The organism is Mesorhizobium sp. M0518, assembly GCF_040321125.1.
Classification (GTDB): Bacteria; Pseudomonadota; Alphaproteobacteria; order Rhizobiales; family Rhizobiaceae; genus Mesorhizobium.
On sequence record NZ_JAMYQY010000019.1, the window covers coordinates 21,431 to 41,885 of the forward strand.

A 20,455-nucleotide genomic window follows, 5' to 3' on the forward strand; every position below is an offset into this window, starting at 1 on the left:
ATAACTCTGTTTTTCTGAAAAAGGATATCTGACATGGCCGAAATCAAGGACCGCGAGAACGCGCTCATCATGGAAACGACCAAGGGCAATGTGGTCATCGAACTTTTCCCCGACCTGGCGCCGGGCCATGTCGGCCGCATCAAGGAACTGGCCAGGGAAGGCGCCTATGACGGCGTGGTCTTCCACCGCGTTATCGAGGGTTTCATGGCGCAGACCGGCGACGTCAAGTTCGGCAATTCCAGCAAGCATTCCTTCGCGCCGTCCCGCGCGGGCATGGGCGGCTCTGAAAAGCCGGATTTGAAGGCTGAATTCTCCAACGCCAACCATGCTCGCGGCACCTGCTCGATGGCCCGTTCGCAGAACCCGAACTCGGCCAATTCGCAGTTCTTCATCTGCTTCGACGATGCCGCCTTCCTCAATCGTCAGTACACGGTCTGGGGCCAGGTCATCGAAGGCATGGACAATGTCGACAAGATCAAGCGCGGCGAGCCGGTGCAGGATCCCGACAAGATCGTCTCGCTGAAGGTCGCGGCCGACGTCAAGTAAGGGCAAACGACAATGATGGGCGTCGTCTGGTCGCTTCTCGGCATCCTGTCCGGCGCCTTCATTGCCATTCAGGCGCCGATCAATTCGCAACTGGCGCGCGGCCTGGGCCTCCCGGTCGCGGCGGCTGCGTTTTCGTTCCTGTCGGGCGCGATCGTGCTCGGCATTATTTCCGTCACGGTGGTGAAGCTGCAGGGCATCTCGCTCGACTGGAAGGCGCCGGCGCCCTGGCTGTTCGTGGCCGGCGGCATGCTGGGCGGTTTCTATGTCACGCTGTCGACGATTCTCACGCCACGCATGGGTGCGGCCGCGCTGATGGCGTTTCTGGTCGCCGGCCAGTTGCTGGCCGGCATGCTCATCGACCGCATCGGCTTCCTCGGCGTCGCGGTGCGTGAAATCTCGCTCGGTCGCATCGCCGGCGCGGTGCTGCTGCTGGTCGGAGCGCTGCTCGTCCGGCTCTACTGATGCGCGTCGATCTCTTTGACTTCGATTTGCCGGAGGAGCGCATCGCGCTTCGCCCGGCGGAGCCGCGCGACAGCGCCAAGATGCTGGTGGTCAAGCCGGGCGAGGCGCTCGACGACCGGACGGTTGGCAACCTGCCATCGTTGCTCAGGGCCGGCGACGTGCTGGTGTTCAACGACACCAAGGTCATTCCAGCGCAGCTCAAAGGCATCCGGCGGCGGGGTGAGGCGACGGCGCAGGTCGAAGCCACGCTGCATATGCGCATGGCGCCGGACCGCTGGCTGGCCTTCATGCGGCCGGGCAAGCGCATCGCAGCCGGCGACCGTATCCATTTCGGCCATGACGGCAATTCCTGTTTCCTCGGTCAGCTCGACGCCACGGTGATCGAGAAAGGCGAGGGCGGCGAAGCGCTGCTTGACTTCGATCTGTCGGGGCCGTTCCTCGACGAGGCGCTGCACGCGGTCGGCCACATTCCGCTGCCGCCCTACATCGCCTCGAAACGCGACGACGACGAACGCGACCGGGCCGACTACCAGACCATCTATGCAAGCGAGGAAGGCGCCGTTGCGGCTCCGACAGCGGGCCTGCATTTCACGCCGGAGCTTTTTGCAGCGCTTGACAGCAAGGGCATCGAACGCCGCTTCGTCACCTTGCATGTCGGCGCAGGCACGTTCCTGCCGGTGAAGGCGGACGATACCGCCGACCACAAGATGCATGCCGAGACCGGTTCGGTCAGCGAAGCCACTGCGGACGCCCTGAATGCCGCAAGAGCAAGGGGCGGGCGCATCGTCGCTGTCGGCACGACCTCGCTGCGTCTGCTGGAGAGTGCGGCGCGTGAGGACGGTACTCTGGCTGCGTGGTCCGGTCCGACCGATATCTTCATCACGCCCGGCTACCGTTTTCGCACCGCCGACGTGCTGATGACCAATTTCCATCTGCCGCGCTCGACGCTGTTCATGCTGGTCTCGGCCTTCAGCGGCCTCGGCACGATGCGCGCGGCCTATGCGCATGCCATCGAGAGCCGCTACAGATTCTATTCCTATGGCGACGCAAGCCTGCTTTTCCGAGCGGAGACGAGCGATGGACGATGATCTGCAAGCCTTTGACCGTGATGCGCTGGTCGCGGAAGTGAAAAAACTGCGCGCGGGCATTCGCCAGCACCGCGATTCCACCATGCGCGGCATCCACTACCGCCAGTCGCTTGACAATCAGGCGCCGGACGCCCCGGTCCACGACAAGGAATTCAATGGCTAAGCCGTTCAGCTTCAAGGTTCTGGCAACCGACGGCAAGGCGCGACGCGGCGTGATCGACATGCCGCGCGGCGAAATCCGCACGCCGGCCTTCATGCCGGTCGGCACCGGCGGCACCGTCAAGGCGATGTATATGGACCAGGTGCGCGGTGTCGGCGCCGACATCATCCTGGGCAACACCTATCATCTGATGCTGCGGCCCGGCGCCGAGCGCGTCGCGCGGCTCGGTGGCCTGCACGAGTTCGCCCGCTGGCCGCATCCGATTCTGACCGACAGCGGTGGTTTCCAGGTGATGTCGCTGTCGAAGCTGAGAAAGCTGACCGAAAAGGGCGTCACCTTCCGTTCGCATATCGATGGCGCTGCCTACGAGATGTCGCCGGAGCGGTCGATCGAGATCCAGGGACTGCTTGATTCCGACATCCAGATGCAGCTCGACGAATGCACGGCGCTGCCGGCCGAGATGAAGGAGATCGAGCGCGCCATGGAGCTGTCGCTGCGTTGGGCCGAGCGCTGCAAGACGGCGTTCGGCGATCAGCCGGGCAAGGCGATGTTCGGCATCGTGCAAGGCGGCGACAACGCAGCGCTCAGGGTGCGTTCGGCGCAGGCGCTGAGCGCGATGGAGCTGAAGGGCTACGCGGTTGGCGGCCTGGCCGTCGGCGAGCCGCAAGCGGTGATGCTCGAAATGCTCGACATCACCTGTCCGGAATTGCCAGCGGACAAGCCGCGCTATCTGATGGGCGTCGGCACGCCTGACGATATCCTGAAATCGGTGGCGCGCGGCATCGACATGTTCGACTGCGTAATGCCGACGCGGGCCGGCCGCCACGGCCTTGCCTATACAAGGCGCGGCAAGGTCAATCTGCGCAACGCCCGCCATGCCGACGATCCGCGGCCGCTCGACGAGGAAAGCGACTGCCCTGCCGCCCGGGACTACTCACGCGCCTATCTGCATCATCTGGTGCGCTCACAGGAGGCACTTGGCGCCATGCTTTTGACCTGGAACAACCTTTCCTACTATCAAAAGCTGATGCAGGATATCCGCGCTGCGATCGAGGCCGGCGCCTTCGAGGCGCGCGGCGCGGAAATCACCGAGGGCTGGGCAAGGGGCGATATCCCGTTGCTGTGAGGCCTCAAGTGCTGAGCGAATTCGAGGCGCGCAGGCTGCAACCGGTGATCTGGAACGTGCCGTCGGGCTGTTGCTGCAACGTGTAGACAGCCTCGTAGTCCTTGCCGTTGGGGCCGACGATCAGCACCTGCTGGACGATCGAACCCGGAGCCGTCTCCTCGACCTTGCCGAAGGAATAGGTCCGCGGCTTGCGCACCGGCGGATAGCCGTTGGTCACCATGTTCATGAAGGCGTCGACGGTCGGGAAGATCCGCTTCACATTCGGGGCGGCGAAGCTGTAGGCAGTGGCGCCGTCATCGGCAATGAGGGCCTCTAGCTGACTGTCGATGACGGACTGGCCCGCCTTGATCTCGGCATCGCCGGCCAATGCCGACGATACAAAGAGGAATGGAACGACTGCGATTGCGAAAAAGGCGTGGCGCATGGCCTGTCTCCGTTATCCCGCGAAATATCTTCCCTCAAAAATGGTGCTGTCCGAAGACGCATCATAACATACGCTTGGCAGCGCATCGCGGTTTCAGCGATTGCGAATAATCGCTGGCGATCGGCGGCAGGTTGCATGCTGGTGTAGCAGCTGCGGAAGGTCGCAGCCCAGGCCTGGGCCGGCTGGGTACGGATTCCAGCGCTTGAAAGCCCGCCTCCAGTCTGCCAGAAGGGCCGCTGGACTTGGACGTTTAGCGGGACGAAGCCATGAAGGCGTTTTTCGTGCAGATCAAATGCGAGCTCGGCAAATCCTATGAGGTTGCCAGCGCGCTTGCCGATGCCGAGATCGCCTCGGAAATCTACTCCACCGCCGGCAATTACGATCTGCTCGCCAAATTCTACGTCGACGATGAGGAAGACGTCGGCCATTTCGTCAATGAGAAGGTGCAGATTCTCCCCGGCATCAAGGACACGTTCACCGTCGTCACGTTCCGCGCTTTCTAGCTGGCAAACGCATTTGCCCGGGCACGAGGCAAAGGCTGACCAGGGTCATATTTCGACTGCCTCAATTTTAGGCAGGCGCAACATACTGATCGCCCGTATCTCCCAAATCACCGATTGCGCTTGATTTTCTCCGGCGACGCCAGTGAAATGGCGTCACAGGGGAGTATGCGATTGGCAGCGTTCGATGAAATGCTTCCGGAAGTCTCCGGATTGAGAAGACCGTATTCGGCTTATGATCGCTGGCTGAAGGAGCAGGACCCAGCCAGGTTGACCGAGAAGATGCAGGACGCCGAACGCGTCTTCCGCAAGACCGGTATCACCTTCGCCGTCTATGGCGAGCAGGAAGCCTCCGAGCGGCTGATCCCGTTCGACATCGTTCCCCGCATCATTTCAGGCAATGAATGGCGGCGCCTCACGCAGGGCATAGAGCAGCGCGTGCAGGCGCTGAACGCCTTCCTCGACGACATCTACCATCGCCAGGAAATCCTGCGCGCAGGGCGCGTCCCCAGGGAATTGATCGCCAGGAACGAGGCCTTCCTGCCGGAGATGATCGGGGTCAGGCCGCCGGCCGGCGTCTATACCCACATCATCGGCGTCGACATCGTCCGCATCTCGGAGGACGAATTCTACGTGCTGGAGGACAATGCGCGCACGCCGTCGGGCGTCTCCTACATGCTGGAGAACCGCGAGACGATGATGCAGCTGTTCCCCGAGCTGTTCCAGAAGATCAAGGTGCGGCCGGTGGAAAACTACCCTCAGCTTCTGCGCCAGTCGCTGGCGGCGGTGCGGCCGCAAAGCACAAAGGGTGCGCCGACCATTGCGGTGCTGACGCCCGGCAGTTTCAACTCCGCCTATTTCGAACACGCCTTCCTCGCCGACCAGATGGGCGTGCAACTGGTCGAAGGCCAGGATCTGCGGGTCGTCGACGGGCATGTCGCGATGCGCACGACCGAAGGCTACAAGCAGATCGATGTGCTTTACCGCCGCGTCGATGATTCCTTCCTCGACCCGCTGACCTTCCGGCCGGACTCCGCACTTGGCATACCCGGCATCATGGATGTCTATCGGGCCGGCAACATCACCATCGCCAACGCGCCGGGCACCGGCATCGCCGACGACAAGGCGATCTATTCCTACATGCCCGAGATCATCGAATTCTACACCGGCCGCAAGGCGATCCTGGGCAACATCCCAACCTGGCGCTGCTCGGAGCCCGACAGTCTGAAATACGTGCTCGAACACATCGACGAACTGGTGATCAAGGAAGTGCACGGTTCCGGCGGCTACGGCATGCTGGTTGGGCCGGCAGCAACCAAGAAGGAATGCGAGACGTTTGCCAAGAAACTCCAGGCAAAACCTTCGAATTACATCGCCCAGCCGACGCTCGCGCTGTCGACATGCCCGATCCTGACGGAAAAGGGGTTGGCGCCGCGCCATGTCGATCTCAGGCCTTATGTGCTGGTCTCCGACCGCATCCAGATCGTGCCCGGCGGGCTGACCCGCGTCGCGCTGAAGGAAGGCTCGCTGGTGGTCAATTCCTCGCAGGGCGGCGGGACGAAGGATACGTGGGTGCTGGATGATTGAAGTGAGTGAGTAAGGAATTAGGCAGTAGGCAGCAGGCAGCAGGCAGCAGGCAGTAGGCAGTAGTGGAAGCAGAGGACAGGGAAATGCCATATTCCATTGAGATTCAAACTCTTACTATTCCCTACTGCCTATTCCCTACTCACTAGCCCGAGGGGCCAATTCAATGCTTTTAGGCCGCACCGCCAACGGGCTCTATTGGATGAACCGCTATATCGAGCGGGCGGAAAACATGGCGCGCTTGGTCGATGCCGGCCTGCGCATGGCGCTGACCCGCACGCAGAGCGCCTCGGAAGAGTGGAGTTCGGTGCTGCTCAGCGCCGGTTCCGACGTCACCTTCAGCCAGAAATATTCTGACTATACCGCCGCCAATGTCGCCGACTTCCTGTTGCGCGACACGTCGAACCCGTCGAGCACGATGGCGTCGATCGAGACGGCCCGCAACAATGCCCGCATGGTGCGTACCGCGCTGACGCGCGAAACCTGGGAAAGCATCAACGAAGCCTGGATGTCGCTGAAGCGGATGCTGGCCAGGCCGATCGACGAGCGCGACCTGCCCAGCGTGCTCGACGCCATCAAGCGCGAGACGGCGCTGATCCGCGGCTCATTCTACGGCACCATGCTGCGCAACGAGATCTTCGACTTCTCGCAGCTCGGCACTTATGTCGAGCGCGCGGACAACACGGCGCGCATCCTCGACGTGAAATATTATGTGCTGCTGCCGTCGATCTCCTGGGTCGGCTCGACGCTCGACAATTATCAGTGGGAATCGATCCTGCGTTCGGTCTCGGCGCATCGCTCCTATCGCTGGGTCTACGATGCCGATTACAAGCCGACCAACATTGCCGATTATCTGATCCTCAACGTTCGTATGCCGCGCTCGCTGATGTTCTGCTATCGCTTCCTGTCGGAGCATCTGAAATTCCTCGGCGACGATTACGGCGAACGCCATGCCTGCCACGCAACGGCCGAGAAGACGCAGACAATGCTGAGAGCCGGGTCGATCAAGGGCATATTCGACGCCGGCCTGCATGAATTCCTGGCCAATTTCATTCGCGACAACACCAAGCTGGGCGAAGAGATCGCACAAGATTATCGGTTCAATTGAGCATGGTCCCGAAAGGTGGAGCCGGTTTTCTCAGACAAATGGAAACCGTTTGTCCGGAGATCGTGCTCACAAACGGAATAGAAGCATGCGGCTGAAGATCACCCATCGGACCGAATACCGCTACGATGCGCCGGTGCACTATCTGTTGCAGCGGCTGCGGTTGCTTCCGGTCAGCGGATCGACGCAGACTGTTCTGTCCTGGGCTCTGGCGATCGAAGGCGCGCGCGAAGAGGTCCGCTTCGTCGACCATTTCGGCAACGACACAAGGCTGTTGAGCGTCGAGGGCGAGCGCGACTTCATCACTGTGGAAGCATCAGGCGAAGTGGTGACGCGCGACACCGCGGGTGTCTCGGGACCACACCAGGGCTTTACGCCGCTCTGGCTGTACAGCCATGAGACACCATTGACGACGATCGGCAGCGGTGTTCGCGATCTCGCCGCGTCGGTCGGCAAGGGCAGCGACATTGAAAGGCTGCACCGGCTGATGGCCATCATCGGCGAACGCGTCGCCTACACGCCCGGCACCACCAACGCGACGACGCCGGCGGAGGAAGCCTTGGCGCTCAAGACCGGGGTCTGCCAGGATCATACCCATATCTTTGCCGCCGCCGCCCGCGCCATGGGCTTTCCAGCTCGCTATGTCAGCGGCTATCTGATGCTGGATGCCACGGTCGAGCAGGCGGCCAGCCATGCCTGGGCCGAAGCGCATGTCTCGGGTCTCGGCTGGGTTGCCTTTGATGCCGCCAATGGCATTTCACCCGACGAGCGTTATGTAAAGGTGGCAACGGGCCGCGATTACCGCGACGCCACGCCGGTGTCGGGAATTCGGCTGGGACAGGCGGAAGAACGGCTTGCGGTCACCGTCACGGTGGAGCAGTAATCCTCCGCACGATTGCTGCCGAGCGATTCATCGTTTCAAGGAACGCCGAACCGCTCTATCCCCTTGTTTTAACGCAATTCCGCACGGAAAACCGCTTCACACTTTTCCTGGAATTGCTCTAGAAGAGATTCCATGACCTATTGCGTTGGCCTGAAGATCGACCGCGGGCTCGTGTTCATGTCGGACACGCGCACCAATGCAGGCATGGATTCCATCTCCACCTTTCGCAAGATGCATGTCTGGGAAGAGCCGGGCGAGCGTGTCATCGTTTTGATGTCGGCGGGCAATCTGGCGACGACGCAGGCCGTGGTCAGCCTGCTCGACGAGCGCACCAAGGCGATCTCCGAAAGGCATTCTACGGTGCTCGAAACGCCGTCGATGTACCAAACGGTCCGCATTGTTGGCGACACGGTCAAGGAGGTCATCGCCAATTCGTCACCCGCTGGCGAAAAGGCGGATTCCTATTTCAATGCGTCCTTCATCCTCGGCGGTCAGATCAAGGGCAGCGAGCCGCGCCTGTTCATGATCTATCCCGAAGGCAATTTCATCGAATCGACCGATGACACGCCGTTTTTCCAGATCGGCGAGACCAAATACGGCAAGCCGATCATCATCCGCGCCTACGAAAGGACGATGAGCCTGGCCGAGACGGTGAAGCTGCTTTTGGTGTCGTTCGATTCGACGTTGAAGTCGAACCTGTCCGTCGGCTTGCCGCTCGACCTGCTCTTCCTGGAGAAGGACGCCTTCAAGGTCGGATTGAAGAAGCGGATCGGCCAGGATGACCAGTACTACCGCACGATCTCCGACGGCTGGTCGAATGCGCTGAAGACGGCCTTTGCCAGCCTGCCGGATTTCCCCGGCTGAGGCGTGCGGCATCCGTTGCTGGTTGCATATATTTCACGCGTTAATTAATAAAGAGACCAGCCGCGATGGATGGTAGCGATGGATCATGTCGGGAGGACAGGATGAACAACGATGATTTCCGGCAATGGTCGCGGCGCGCCGCCGACTGGGGCGCCGACTACCGCAATACGCTGCGCGAGCGGCCGGTGCGGCCGCTGGTCGAGCCTGGCGACATTTTCCGAGGCATAGAGGCGTCGCCGCCCGAAGACGCCGAACCGATGGACCGGATCTTCGCCGACTTCGAAGAGAAGATTCTGCCTGGAATGACACATTGGCAGCATCCGCGTTTCTTCGCCTATTTCCCGGCCAATGCGGCGCCGGTCTCGGTGGTGGCGGAATATCTGGTTTCGGCGATGGCCGCGCAATGCATGCTCTGGCAAACGTCACCGGCAGCGACCGAACTCGAAACGCGCACCGTCGACTGGATGCGCCAGGCGCTCGGTCTGCCCGAAGGGTTTTCCGGGGTGATCCAGGATTCGGCTTCGTCGGCGACACTGGCCGCGGTGCTCACCATGCGCGAGCGGGCACTCGAGTGGCAAGGCAACAAACAAGGCCTGGCAGGGCAGGCGCGGCTGCGCATCTATTCCTCCGATCAGGTGCACACATCGATCGACCGGGCGATCTGGGTGTCAGGCATCGGCGAGGACAATCTCGTGCGCATTCCGGTCGGCGGCCGCTTTCGCGCCATGGACACCGCAGCGCTCGAGGCGGCAATCATCGCCGACCGGGAAGCGGGCATGCTGCCGGCCGGCATCATCGCTTGCGTCGGTGGCACCAGCACCGGCGGCACCGACGACATCGCCGCGGTGGCAGAGGTGGCGCGGCGGCATGGGCTCTATCTCCACGTCGATGCCGCATGGGCGGGGTCGGCGATGATCTGTCCGGAGTATCGGCATTTCTGGACAGGCGTCGAAGGCGCCGATTCGATCGTCTTCAACCCGCACAAATGGCTGGGCGCCCAGTTCGACTGCTCGATCCAGTTCCTGCGCGACCCCGAAAGCCATGTGAAGACGCTGGCCATCAAGCCGGATTATCTGAAGACGCACGGTCATGACGGCATCATCAACTATTCGGAATGGTCGGTGCCGCTCGGCAGGCGCTTCCGCGCCCTGAAATTGTGGTTCCTGCTGCGCGCCCATGGTCTGGAAAACCTGCGCATGATGATCCGCAATCATGTCGCGTGGAGCGAAGGGTTGGCGGCGCGGCTGGCAAGGGAGCCGGATTTCGAGATCGTCAGCGAACCGATGCTGTCGTTGTTCTCGTTCCGACACAAGACCGCAACCGATGCGGACGAGCACAATCTGCGCCTGGTCAATGCGATCAACGACGATGGCCGCATCTACCTGACGCAGACGAAAGTCGATGGACTGATAGCAATCCGTTTCCAGGTCGGCCAGTTCGAGGCGACCGCCGCCGATGTCGATATGGCTTTTGTGGTGATTACTGATATCGCACGTGGCTTGGATCGCTGATTTCGTTAGCCGGCTTATGCCTTTTCATCGGTTTCGTTTTCGACTATAGACAAGAAAAACGAAAACGGGAGGTTGCCTATGTATCTGTCGCCGCGCCATGCCGAGATTATCCAGATGGCCAAGGATCATGGCCGCGTGCTGGTCGATGATCTGGCCGCCCACTTCAATGTGACGCCGCAGACCATACGCAAGGACCTCAACGATTTGTGCGACCAGCGGCTGCTCTCGCGCATCCATGGTGGCGCGCTGTATCCCTCCGGCATCGAGAACATGGAGTATGAGGCGAGACGCAAGATCGCCGCCGACGAAAAGGAGGCGATCGGCCGTGCGGCCGCCAGACTGATTCCCGACAATGCCTCGCTGTTCATCAACATCGGCACCACGACAGAGTCGGTCAGCAAGGCGTTGCTCGATCACAACGGTCTCATGGTCATCACCAATAACATCAATGTTGCCAATAGGATGCGGATATATCCCTCGATCGAGGTGGTGATCGCCGGCGGGGTTGTGCGCGGTTCTGATGGCGGTGTGGTCGGCGAAGCGGCGGTCGACTTCATCAGGCAGTTCAAGGTCGACTACGCGGTGATCGGTGCATCCGCCATCGACCATGACGGCGCCTTGCTCGATTTCGATTTTCGCGAGGTCAAGGTGGCGCAGGCGATCATCGCCAATGCAAGGCATGTCATCCTAGTTTCCGACCAGACCAAATTCGAGCGAACCGCACCGGTGCGCATCGGCCATCTGTCGCAGGTCAACACCTTCATCACCGATCGTTGCGACATCCCGTCGGTGCGCAAGATCTGCCAGGAGGCCGAGGTTCAGCTGATCGAGACGTCGCTCGCCTAGGCGGTTTTCACCCGATATCACGCGCTCGTGATATTTCGTTTGACATTCGTTATCATTTCGAAATAATTCCGACACGGTTTCGTAAAAGCCCAAAAATGGTGCAATGCGAAATCGTTGGAGGAATTGTGGACGCATCTCCGATCCGTGACATTTTCGTCATAGGTGGCGGCATCAATGGCTGCGGCATTGCCCGTGATGCCGTCGGTCGTGGCTTTTCCGTGTTTCTCGCCGAGATGAACGACCTCGCCAGCGGAACCTCCTCGGGTTCGACCAAATTGATCCATGGCGGCCTGCGCTACCTCGAATTCTACGAATTCCGCCTGGTGCGCGAGGCGCTGATGGAGCGCGAGGTTTTGTGGAAGAACGCGCCGCACATCATCTGGCCAATGCGCTTCGTGCTGCCCTATGCCAAGGGCCTGCGCCCGGCCTGGCTGATCAGGCTCGGTCTCTTCCTCTACGACCACATTGGCGGGCGCAAATTGCTGCCCGCGACCCGGACGCTGGACATGGCCAGGGATCCGGCCGGCAAGCCTTTGAAGCCACTGTTCAAAAAGGCCTTCGAGTATTCGGATGGCTGGGTCAATGATGCGCGGCTGGTGGCGCTGAACGCACGTGACGCCGCCGACCGCGGCGCAACGGTCCGCACCCGCACGAAAGTGACCGGCGCGCGCCGCGAAAACGGCCTGTGGGCAATCCAGATCGAGGATCTGCAGACCGGCGAGACCGAGGAGATCAAGGCGCGACTGCTGGTCAATGCCGCCGGCCCCTGGGTCGATCATGTGCTGTCCGGCGTCGTCGGGCTCAACGATGTGCACAATGTTCGTCTCGTGCAGGGCAGCCACATTGTCATCGCCAGGAAGTTCGACGATCCACGCGCGTATTTCTTCCAGAACAAGGATGGCCGCATCATCTTCGCCATTCCCTATGAGGAAGAGTTCACCCTGATCGGCACCACCGACCAGGATTATCCCGGCGATCCGCATGACGTGAAGATCAGCGACACCGAGATCGATTATCTCTGCGCCGCGGCAAGCGAATATTTCGCCCAACCCGTCAAGCGCTCGGACATCGTCTGGACCTATTCGGCCGTCCGTCCGCTCTATGATGACGGCGCCTCCAAGGCGCAGGAAGCGACGCGCGACTATGTGCTCAAGGCCGATGGCGGCGAGGGCGCCGCCCCGATCGTCAACGCCTTCGGCGGCAAGATCACCACCTATCGCCGGCTGTCGGAATCGATGCTGGAAAAGATCGAGGGTTTTCTCGGCAAGCGCGGCAAGCCGTGGACGGCAAACGCGCCACTGCCGGGCGGCGATTTCCCGGCCACCGGTTTCGATGCCGAAGTGGCGAAATTGAAAACCGCTTATCCATTCCTCGACGCGCGCCTGGCTCGCCGGTTGACCCGGCTCTATGGAACCCGCGCGAGGATGCTGTTGGGGCTGGCCAAATCGAACGTCGATCTCGGCCGCAACTTCGGCGCCGATCTCTACGAGGCCGAGGTGCGCTATCTCGTTCAAAACGAATGGGCCGTCACATCAGAAGATGTATTGTGGCGCCGGACCAAGCGCGGTCTGCATCTCAGCCGCGAGCAGGTGGCGGCGCTCGATGAATTCATGCGCGGCATAAGCCGGCGCCATGTCGCGGCTGCCGAATGAAGAGGGGTTTGAGCTGATGCGGAAGGCCTGGGAGGAGGCGTCATGCTGGAACTGAGAAACGTCACCAAGGCGGTCGGCGCGGTCGAGCATATAAGCGACGTGTCGCTGACGCTCCAGCACGGCTCGCTCAACGTCCTGCTCGGACCTACGCTTTCCGGCAAGACAAGCCTGATGCGGCTGATGGCCGGCCTGGACGTGCCAACCTCCGGTTCGATCTGGTTCGACGGCCAGAATGTCACCGGCGTGCCGGTGCAGAAGCGCAAGATCGCTATGGTCTACCAGCAGTTCATCAACTATCCGGCGATGACCGTCTATGAGAACATCGCTTCGCCGCTGCGGGTGGCCGGCATCGAGCAGGCCAGGATCGACAGCCAGGTGCGTGAAGCCGCCGCTCTTCTCAAGCTGACACCCTATCTCGACCGCACGCCGCTCAGCCTGTCGGGCGGCCAGCAGCAGCGCACCGCGCTGGCGCGCGCCATCGTCAAGAACGCAAGCCTGGTCCTGCTCGATGAACCGCTCGCCAATCTCGACTACAAATTGCGCGAGGAACTGCGCGCCGAATTGCCCAGGATATTCGCCGCCGCCGGCACAATCTTCGTCTATGCCACGACCGAGCCGCACGAAGCGCTGCTGCTCGGCGGCAACACGGCGACGCTTTCTGAAGGGCGGATCACCCAGTTCGGACCGACCATCGAGGTGTTCCGCAAGCCGGTAGATCTGGTGACAGCCAGGACGTTTTCCGATCCGCCGCTCAACACCATCGTGCTCGCCAAGAAGGGTCGGGATTTCCTGCTCGAGGGCGGCGTGAACCTGCCGGTGCCGGCCGAACTCTCCGGCATTGCCGACGCCATCTATACGATCGGTTTTCAGCCGCACCACCTGTCGCTCGAGCGGCCCAATGCGGCGGCGGTGCCGGTGCGTGCCAAGGTGACGATCACCGAGATCACCGGATCGGAGAGCTTCATCCATCTCGATTTTGCCGATGCGCGCTGGGTCATGCTGACCCATGGTATCAGGCATTTCGAGCCAGACGAGGTGGTCGAGGTGTTCATCGATCCGCGCCACATCATGGTTTTCGACGAGCACGGCAGCGCCGTGACTGCGCCGAAGCTGGCGGCTTGAGGGCAAAGAGATGGCACGCATCGACGTCAACCATGTCCGACATTCCTACCTGCCTAACCCGCAGAAGGATGCCGATTTCGCGCTGCGGGAAGTGCATCATGTCTTCGAGGACGGCGGCGCCTATGCGCTGCTCGGGCCCTCCGGTTGCGGCAAGACCACGCTGCTCAACATCATTTCGGGATTGTTGCACCCCTCGCATGGCCAGTTGCTGTTCAACGGCAAGGACGTGACCAATTTGTCGACGCAGGAGCGCAACATCGCGCAGGTGTTCCAGTTCCCGGTCATTTACGACACCATGACCGTCTACGATAATCTGGCCTTCCCGCTGCGCAACCGCGGCGTGCCGGAAGCCGATGTCGACCGCAAGGTTCGCGAGACGTTGGAGATGATCGATCTGGCGTCCTGGGCGAAGAAGAAGGCGAGGGGCCTGACCGCCGACCAGAAGCAGAAGATCTCGCTCGGCCGCGGGCTGGTGCGCTCCGACGTCAACGCCATCCTGTTCGACGAGCCGCTGACCGTCATCGATCCGCACATGAAGTGGGTGCTGCGCTCGCAGCTGAAGCAGTTGCACCGCCGCTTTGGCTACACCATGGTCTATGTGACCCACGACCAGACCGAGGCGCTGACCTTCGCCGAGCAGGTCGTGGTCATGTATGATGGCGGCATCGTGCAGATCGGCACACCGGCCGAATTGTTCGAACGGCCACGCCATACCTTTGTCGGTTATTTTATCGGCTCGCCGGGCATGAACGTCATGCCGGTGGCAATCGACGGCAAGACGGCGACACTCGGCTCGCAGCGCATCGAACTGCCGGGCGCGCCAAAGGCAGGCAGCGGCGCCGTCGAGCTCGGCATCCGTCCCGAATATGTCCGGCTCGGCCGCGAAGGCATGGCCGTGCAGGTCAGCAAGGTCGAGGATCTCGGCCGCCACAAGGTGGTGCGCGCCAAGCTCGAAGGCCGCGATATTTCTGCCGTGATCGGTGAGGACGAGACCCTGCCCGCCGATCCGAAGGTGCGGTTCGACCCGGCCGGCATCAACATCTATGCCGATTCCTGGCGTGTCGAGATGGAGGCCTAGATGGAGAAGACCTGGAACAACAAGGCCTGGTTCATGGTGCTGCCGGTTCTTCTGCTGGTGGCGTTCTCGGCGGTGATCCCGCTGATGACGGTGGTCAACTATTCGGTGCAGGACACGTTCGGAAACAACGTCTTCTTCTGGAACGGCTCGGACTGGTACACCGAAATCCTGGAGTCGGAACGCTTCTGGCTGTCGATGGTCCGCAACCTGATCTTTTCCGCAACCATCCTCGCCATCGAGATTCCGCTCGGCATCTTCATCGCTCTTAACATGCCCAAGAAAGGCTGGGGCGTGCCAGTCTGCCTGGTGCTGATGGCTCTGCCGCTGCTGATCCCGTGGAACGTCGTCGGCACGATTTGGCAGGTATTCGGCCGCATCGACATTGGCCTGCTCGGCTACACGCTGTCGGCGCTCGGCTTCGACTACAACTACGTCAACGATCCGACTGATGCCTGGGTGACGGTCATCCTGATGGACGTATGGCACTGGACAAGCCTCGTCGTTCTGCTCTGCTACGCCGGACTGGTCTCGATCCCCGATGCTTTCTACCAGGCGGCCAAGATCGACGGCGCCTCACGCTGGGCAGTGTTCCGCTACATCCAGCTGCCGAAGATGAACCGCGTGCTTCTGATTGCAGTGCTGCTGCGCTTCATGGACTCGTTCATGATCTACACCGAGCCGTTCGTCGTCACGGGCGGAGGCCCTGGCAATTCGACGACGTTCCTGTCGATAGACCTGGTCAAGATTGCGATCGGTCAGTTCGATCTCGGGCCGGCGGCCGCCATGTCGATCATCTACTTCCTGATCATCCTTTTGCTGTCTTGGGTGTTCTACACCGTCATGACCAATGTCGATGCGGAGCGCTGAGATGAGCGGCGCCAACGAAGGAACGACGAGGCAGGACCGAGTGCGTGAGACGGCGGTTTCGGACGGGCTCGCCAGCACATTATCGCAGGACCAGCTTGCGCGGCTGATGCGCCGGCGCGGCGAAGAATCCCGGTTCTGGTGGTTGGTGCCAACGATCTACATCATCTTTCTGATGCTGCCGATCTACTGGCTGGTCAATATGAGCTTCAAGACCAATCAGGAGATTCTGGGCGCGTTTTCGCTGTGGCCGAAGAGCCCGACCCTGGCCAACTACATCGTGATCTTCACCGACCCGTCCTGGTACAAGGGCTACATCAATTCGATCATCTATGTCGTCATGAACATGGTGATCTCGGTTTCGGTGGCGCTGCCGGCGGCCTACGCTTTCTCGCGCTACCGGTTCCTCGGCGACAAGCACCTCTTCTTCTGGCTGTTGACCAACCGCATGGCGCCGCCGGCAGTGTTCGCGCTGCCGTTCTTCCAGCTCTATTCGGCGTTCGGGCTGATCGACACGCATATCGCGGTGGCGCTGGCGCACTGCCTGTTCAACGTGCCGCTGGCGGTCTGGATCCTCGAGGGTTTCATGTCCGGCGTGCCGAAGGAGATCGACGAGACCGCCTATATCGATGGCTATTCCTTCCCGCGCTTCTTCCTGAAAATCTTCATGCCGCTGATCGCAAGCGGCGTCGGCGTGGCCTGCTTCTTCTGCTTCATGTTCTCATGGGTCGAACTGCTGATCGCGCGCACCTTGACCACGACGGCCGCCAAACCGATCGCGGCGATCATGACGCGTACGGTCTCGGCCTCCGGGCTCGACTGGGGCGTGCTGGCCGCCGCCGGCGTGCTCACCATCCTTCCAGGCGCGCTCGTGATCTGGTTCGTCCGCAACTACATCGCCAAGGGCTTTGCCCTAGGGAGGGTATGACCATGAACCTCACCTGGATGGCATGGACGCTGCCAACGGCGATCTTTTTCATCACGATCCTGGTACTGCTCTGTGGCATGGCGGTCTGGGAATACGCCTCGCCTGGCGGCAATCCCCGGGTCGGCCTCCTGCGCTTCGAGACGACGCGCGGCGACCGCCTCTTTGTTTCGCTGCTCGGCAGCGCCTTTATCCATCTCGCTTGGCTGGGTCTTGTCGGACCCAACCTGTGGTGGGCTCTCGCTCTCTCCGTAGTCTACGCCGTCGGCGTGTTCCGCTACGTATAGAGGGGGAAACTGTTGGAGCGACCGCGTGCCGACGGCCGCTCCAGATCGCACTTGAAACTTGAAAAGTGGAGGAACGAAATGCGAAGGCAATTTTTAACATCAACGACTGCGCTTGTCCTGCTCTGGGGAGCAGGCCAGGCCTATGCCGGAATGGACGAAGCCAAGACTTTCCTCGATACCGAAATCAAGGACTTGTCGACGCTCGATCGCGGCGCCCAGGAAGCCGAATTGCAATGGTTCATCGATGCCGCGAAGCCTTTCGCCGGGATGGACATCAAGGTGGTCTCCGAGACCATCGATACGCATAGCTATGAGTCCAAGGTCTTGGCGCCCGCCTTCACCGCGATCACCGGCATCAAGATCACTCACGACCTGATCGGCGAAGGCGATGTCGTCGAGAAGCTGCAGACGCAGATGCAGTCGGGCGAAAACATTTACGACGCCTACGTCAACGACTCCGACCTGATCGGCACCCACTGGCGGTACCAGCAGGCGCGCAGCCTGACCAAGTGGATGGCGAATGAGGGCAAGGATGTCACCAATCCCAACCTCGACCTCGCCGACTTCATCGGCACCAAGTTCACGACCGCTCCGGACGGCGACCTCTACCAGCTGCCCGACCAGCAGTTCGCGAATCTCTACTGGTTCCGCTACGACTGGTTCAACGACGAGAAGAACAAGGCCGATTTCAAGGCCAAGTACGGCTACGACCTCGGCGTTCCGGTCAACTGGTCGGCCTATGAGGACATCGCCGAGTTCTTCACCGGCCGCGAAATCGACGGCAAGAAGGTCTATGGCCACATGGACTACGGCAAGAAGGACCCGTCGCTCGGCTGGCGGTTCACCGACGCATGGCTGTCGATGGCCGGCAACGGCGATAAGGGCCTGCCGAACGGTCTTCCCGTCGACGAATGGGGCATCAAGGTCAACGAGAAGTCGCAGCCTGTCGGCTCGTGCGTCGCGCGCGGCGGCGACACCAATGGCCCGGCTTCCGTGTATTCGATCCAGAAGTACCTGGATTGGCTGAAGGCCTATGCGCCGCCGGAAGCCCAAGGCATGACGTTCGGCGAATCCGGCCCCGTCCCGTCGCAGGGCACGGTCGCGCAGCAGATGTTCACTTACACCGCCTTCACCGCCTCCTTCGTCAAGGAAGGGCTGCCGGTCGTGAACGCGGACGGCACCCCGAAATGGCGCTTTGCTCCCTCGCCGCATGGCGTCTACTGGAAGGACGGCATGAAGCTCGGCTACCAGGACGTGGGTTCATGGACGCTTCTCAAGTCCACGCCTGACGATCGCGCCAAGGCCGCCTGGCTCTATGCGCAGTTCGTCGTATCGAAGACGGTCGACGTGAAGAAGAGCCATGTCGGCCTGACGCTGATCCGCGAGTCGACGATCCAGGACAAGAGCTTCACGGAACGCGCTCCGAAGCTCGGCGGCCTGATCGAGTTCTACCGCTCGCCGGCCCGTGTTCAGTGGTCGCCGACCGGAACGAACGTTCCGGACTATCCGAAGCTGGCACAGCTCTGGTGGCAGGCGATCGGCGATGCGTCGTCGGGTGCCAAGACGGCACAGGAGGCGATGGACTCGCTTTGCTCTGAGCAGGAAAAGGTCATGGAACGCCTGGAAAAGGCCGGCATCCAGGGCGATATCGGCCCGAAGATGGCCGAAGAGCATGACCTCGCCTACTGGAACGCCGACGCGGTCAAGAAGGGCAATCTCGCTCCTCAGTTGAAGATCGAGAACGAGAAGGAAAAGCCGGTCACCATCAATTACGACGAGCTGGTGAAGAGCTGGCAAAAGTAAGGCTGTTCTAAGCGGGCGTCTGCGCCCGTGTGAAATTAGGGGAGGCGGCTCGTTGCCGTCTCCCCTGTTTGTGTAAAAGACTAAGCGGGGAGGCAGAATGACCGGATACATCCTTGCCATCGACCAGGGCACGACTTCGACCAGGGCGATCCTGTTCGACGGCGAGATGAAGCTCGCCGGCAGCGGGCAAAAGGAATTCGCCCAGCACTATCCGGCTTCCGGCTGGGTCGAGCACGATCCCGAGGATATCTGGGCGAGTGTGGTGTCGACCGTGAAGGCGGCGCTGAAGAAGGCCGGCCGGAATGCTTCCGACGTGGCCGCGATCGGCATCACCAATCAGCGCGAAACCGTGGTCATCTGGGACAGAGCGACCGGCAGGCCGATCCACAATGCCATTGTCTGGCAGGACCGGCGCACCGCGCCGCTGTGCCAGAAACTCAAGAAGCAAGGGTTGGAGAAGACATTCACCAAGAAAACCGGGCTGCTGCTCGATCCCTATTTTTCCGGCACCAAGATCGCCTGGATGCTGGACAAGGTGAAAGGCGCCAGAAAACGCGCCGAGAAGGGCGAACTGCTCGCCGGCACCATCGACAGTTTCCTGATCTGGCGGCTGACCGGCGGCAAGGTCCACGCCACGGACGCCACCAACGCCTCGCGCACGCTGGTCTACAACATCGCTGAGAATGCCTGGGACGACGAGCTGCTGTCGATCCTCAACATCCCGGCAAAAATGCTTCCCGAGGTGAAAGACTGCGCCGATGACTATGGAATCACGGAGAAAAATCTCTTTGGCGCCGAGATAAGAATCCTCGGTGTCGCCGGCGACCAGCATGCGGCAACCATCGGCCAAGCCTGCTTCGAGCCAGGCATGATGAAATCGACCTACGGCACCGGCTGCTTTGCGCTGCTCAACACGGGTAGCGACCTGGTGCGCTCGAAAAACCGGCTGCTGACCACTATCGCCTACAGGCTGAACGGCAAGACGACCTATGCGCTGGAAGGTTCGATCTTCATTGCAGGGGCCGCGGTGCAGTGGCTGCGCGACGGCGTCAAGGTGATCGGCAAGGCCGAGCAGAGCGGCAAATTGGCGGCCGAGGCTGATCCGACGCAAAATGTCTATCTGGTGCCCGCCTTCGTCGGGCTGGGCGCGCCGCATTGGGATGCCGAAGCACGCGGCGCCATCTTTGGGCTGACCCGCAATTCCGGCCCGGCGGAGTTTGCCCGCGCCGCCCTGGAAGCCGTGGCCTACCAGACGCGCGACCTGCTCGACGCCATGCGCAAGGACTGGAAAGGCGCTTCGGCCAAGACAGTGCTGCGTGTCGATGGCGGCATGGTGGCGTCGGACTGGACGATGCAGCGTCTGGCCGACATCCTCGATGCACCGGTCGACCGCCCGACCATTCTGGAGACGACGGCGCTCGGTGCCGCCTGGCTGGCCGGCTCGAAGGCAGGTGTGTGGCCGGATGCCAAGAAGTTTGCGAAGAGTTGGGCACTCGAACGGCGCTTCAAGCCGGACATGGATGGCTCCGTGCGCGCAGCCAAGCTCGCTGGTTGGCGCGATGCTGTGCGCAGGACGCTCAGCGTGTCATAAACAGCCATCAGTGGCGGGTGATGGGGCGCGAGGA

Annotated in this window: 21 protein-coding genes; 20 read left to right on the forward strand and 1 reads right to left on the reverse strand. The window is 61.4% G+C overall.

The genetic code is table 11. From position 1 onward, the window contains the following. Nucleotides 1-33 precede the first annotated feature (33 nt). Genes NKI66_RS24365 through tgt form a run of 5 tightly spaced genes read left to right on the forward strand, consistent with a single transcriptional unit; the run spans nucleotide 34 to nucleotide 3,382 of the window. A complete protein-coding gene (locus NKI66_RS24365) occupies nucleotides 34-546 on the forward strand; it encodes a peptidylprolyl isomerase (protein WP_352753274.1) in 513 nt (170 codons plus the stop codon). A gap of 12 nt (nucleotides 547-558) precedes the next feature. Then, nucleotides 559-1,008, forward strand: a complete 450-nt coding sequence (locus tag NKI66_RS24370) for a DMT family transporter (RefSeq protein WP_023812990.1) — start codon at nucleotides 559-561, stop codon at nucleotides 1,006-1,008. After that, entirely contained in the window at nucleotides 1,008-2,096 is a 1,089-nt protein-coding gene (queA, locus tag NKI66_RS24375) for a tRNA preQ1(34) S-adenosylmethionine ribosyltransferase-isomerase QueA (RefSeq protein ID WP_023812989.1), read from the forward strand. Before NKI66_RS24370 ends, queA begins: the two co-directional genes overlap by 1 nt. Then, the gene (locus tag NKI66_RS24380; RefSeq protein WP_023812988.1) at nucleotides 2,086-2,259 is read left to right on the forward strand and encodes a hypothetical protein; all 174 of its coding nucleotides are present in this window, start codon (nucleotides 2,086-2,088) and stop codon (nucleotides 2,257-2,259) included. The genes queA and NKI66_RS24380 overlap by 11 nt, the downstream gene beginning before the upstream one ends. Beyond that, nucleotides 2,252-3,382, forward strand: coding sequence for a tRNA guanosine(34) transglycosylase Tgt (gene tgt, locus NKI66_RS24385; RefSeq protein ID WP_023812987.1), 1,131 nt, complete (start codon nucleotides 2,252-2,254; stop codon nucleotides 3,380-3,382). The genes NKI66_RS24380 and tgt overlap by 8 nt, the downstream gene beginning before the upstream one ends. 4 nt (nucleotides 3,383-3,386) lie before the next feature. On the opposite strand, the gene NKI66_RS24390 is transcribed toward tgt, so the two are convergent. Continuing rightward, nucleotides 3,387-3,806, reverse strand: a complete 420-nt coding sequence (locus tag NKI66_RS24390; protein WP_023812986.1) for a DUF4864 domain-containing protein — start codon at nucleotides 3,804-3,806, stop codon at nucleotides 3,387-3,389. A 266-nt stretch (nucleotides 3,807-4,072) separates the two neighbouring features. On the opposite strand from NKI66_RS24390, the gene NKI66_RS24395 reads away from it, so the two are divergent. From NKI66_RS24395 to glpK, 15 genes are all read left to right on the forward strand, one after another. Continuing rightward, entirely contained in the window at nucleotides 4,073-4,309 is a 237-nt protein-coding gene (locus NKI66_RS24395; RefSeq protein WP_010909609.1) for an Lrp/AsnC family transcriptional regulator, read from the forward strand. Nucleotides 4,310-4,480: 171 nt separating this feature from the next. Continuing rightward, nucleotides 4,481-5,893 (forward strand): circularly permuted type 2 ATP-grasp protein, encoded by a 1,413-nt coding sequence (locus NKI66_RS24400; protein ID WP_023812984.1) that lies wholly within the window; start codon nucleotides 4,481-4,483, stop codon nucleotides 5,891-5,893. A 163-nt stretch (nucleotides 5,894-6,056) separates the two neighbouring features. Continuing rightward, on the forward strand, nucleotides 6,057-6,998 hold the full coding sequence (locus NKI66_RS24405; protein WP_023812983.1) for an alpha-E domain-containing protein: 942 nt from the start codon (nucleotides 6,057-6,059) through the stop codon (nucleotides 6,996-6,998). A gap of 85 nt (nucleotides 6,999-7,083) precedes the next feature. Continuing rightward, complete coding sequence (locus NKI66_RS24410) at nucleotides 7,084-7,878, forward strand: transglutaminase family protein (RefSeq protein ID WP_023812982.1); 795 nt, start codon at nucleotides 7,084-7,086, stop codon at nucleotides 7,876-7,878. A 132-nt stretch (nucleotides 7,879-8,010) separates the two neighbouring features. Then, on the forward strand, nucleotides 8,011-8,742 hold the full coding sequence (locus NKI66_RS24415; protein ID WP_023812981.1) for a proteasome-type protease: 732 nt from the start codon (nucleotides 8,011-8,013) through the stop codon (nucleotides 8,740-8,742). Between the two features lie 101 nt (nucleotides 8,743-8,843). Then, entirely contained in the window at nucleotides 8,844-10,253 is a 1,410-nt protein-coding gene (locus NKI66_RS24420) for a pyridoxal phosphate-dependent decarboxylase family protein (protein WP_023812980.1), read from the forward strand. A gap of 78 nt (nucleotides 10,254-10,331) precedes the next feature. Beyond that, nucleotides 10,332-11,099, forward strand: coding sequence for a DeoR/GlpR family DNA-binding transcription regulator (locus NKI66_RS24425; RefSeq protein ID WP_023812979.1), 768 nt, complete (start codon nucleotides 10,332-10,334; stop codon nucleotides 11,097-11,099). A gap of 125 nt (nucleotides 11,100-11,224) precedes the next feature. Beyond that, a complete protein-coding gene (gene glpD / locus NKI66_RS24430; RefSeq protein WP_023812978.1) occupies nucleotides 11,225-12,751 on the forward strand; it encodes a glycerol-3-phosphate dehydrogenase in 1,527 nt (508 codons plus the stop codon). 42 nt (nucleotides 12,752-12,793) lie between these two features. Continuing rightward, nucleotides 12,794-13,873, forward strand: a complete 1,080-nt coding sequence (locus NKI66_RS24435; RefSeq protein ID WP_023812977.1) for an ABC transporter ATP-binding protein — start codon at nucleotides 12,794-12,796, stop codon at nucleotides 13,871-13,873. Nucleotides 13,874-13,883: 10 nt separating this feature from the next. Continuing rightward, nucleotides 13,884-14,951, forward strand: coding sequence for an ABC transporter ATP-binding protein (locus NKI66_RS24440; protein WP_023812976.1), 1,068 nt, complete (start codon nucleotides 13,884-13,886; stop codon nucleotides 14,949-14,951). After that, nucleotides 14,952-15,818, forward strand: a complete 867-nt coding sequence (locus NKI66_RS24445) for a carbohydrate ABC transporter permease (RefSeq protein ID WP_023812975.1) — start codon at nucleotides 14,952-14,954, stop codon at nucleotides 15,816-15,818. It abuts the gene before it with no gap. 1 nt (nucleotide 15,819) lies between these two features. Next, complete coding sequence (locus tag NKI66_RS24450; RefSeq protein ID WP_027036701.1) at nucleotides 15,820-16,743, forward strand: carbohydrate ABC transporter permease; 924 nt, start codon at nucleotides 15,820-15,822, stop codon at nucleotides 16,741-16,743. A 2-nt stretch (nucleotides 16,744-16,745) separates the two neighbouring features. Beyond that, nucleotides 16,746-17,027: a DUF2160 domain-containing protein gene (locus tag NKI66_RS24455; protein WP_023812973.1), complete on the forward strand. Its 282-nt coding sequence runs from the start codon at nucleotides 16,746-16,748 to the stop codon at nucleotides 17,025-17,027. 78 nt (nucleotides 17,028-17,105) lie between these two features. Next, the gene (locus tag NKI66_RS24460; protein WP_023812972.1) at nucleotides 17,106-18,830 is read left to right on the forward strand and encodes an ABC transporter substrate-binding protein; all 1,725 of its coding nucleotides are present in this window, start codon (nucleotides 17,106-17,108) and stop codon (nucleotides 18,828-18,830) included. A 97-nt stretch (nucleotides 18,831-18,927) separates the two neighbouring features. Beyond that, nucleotides 18,928-20,421, forward strand: coding sequence for a glycerol kinase GlpK (gene glpK / locus NKI66_RS24465; RefSeq protein ID WP_023812971.1), 1,494 nt, complete (start codon nucleotides 18,928-18,930; stop codon nucleotides 20,419-20,421). Nucleotides 20,422-20,455: the final 34 nt, after the last annotated feature.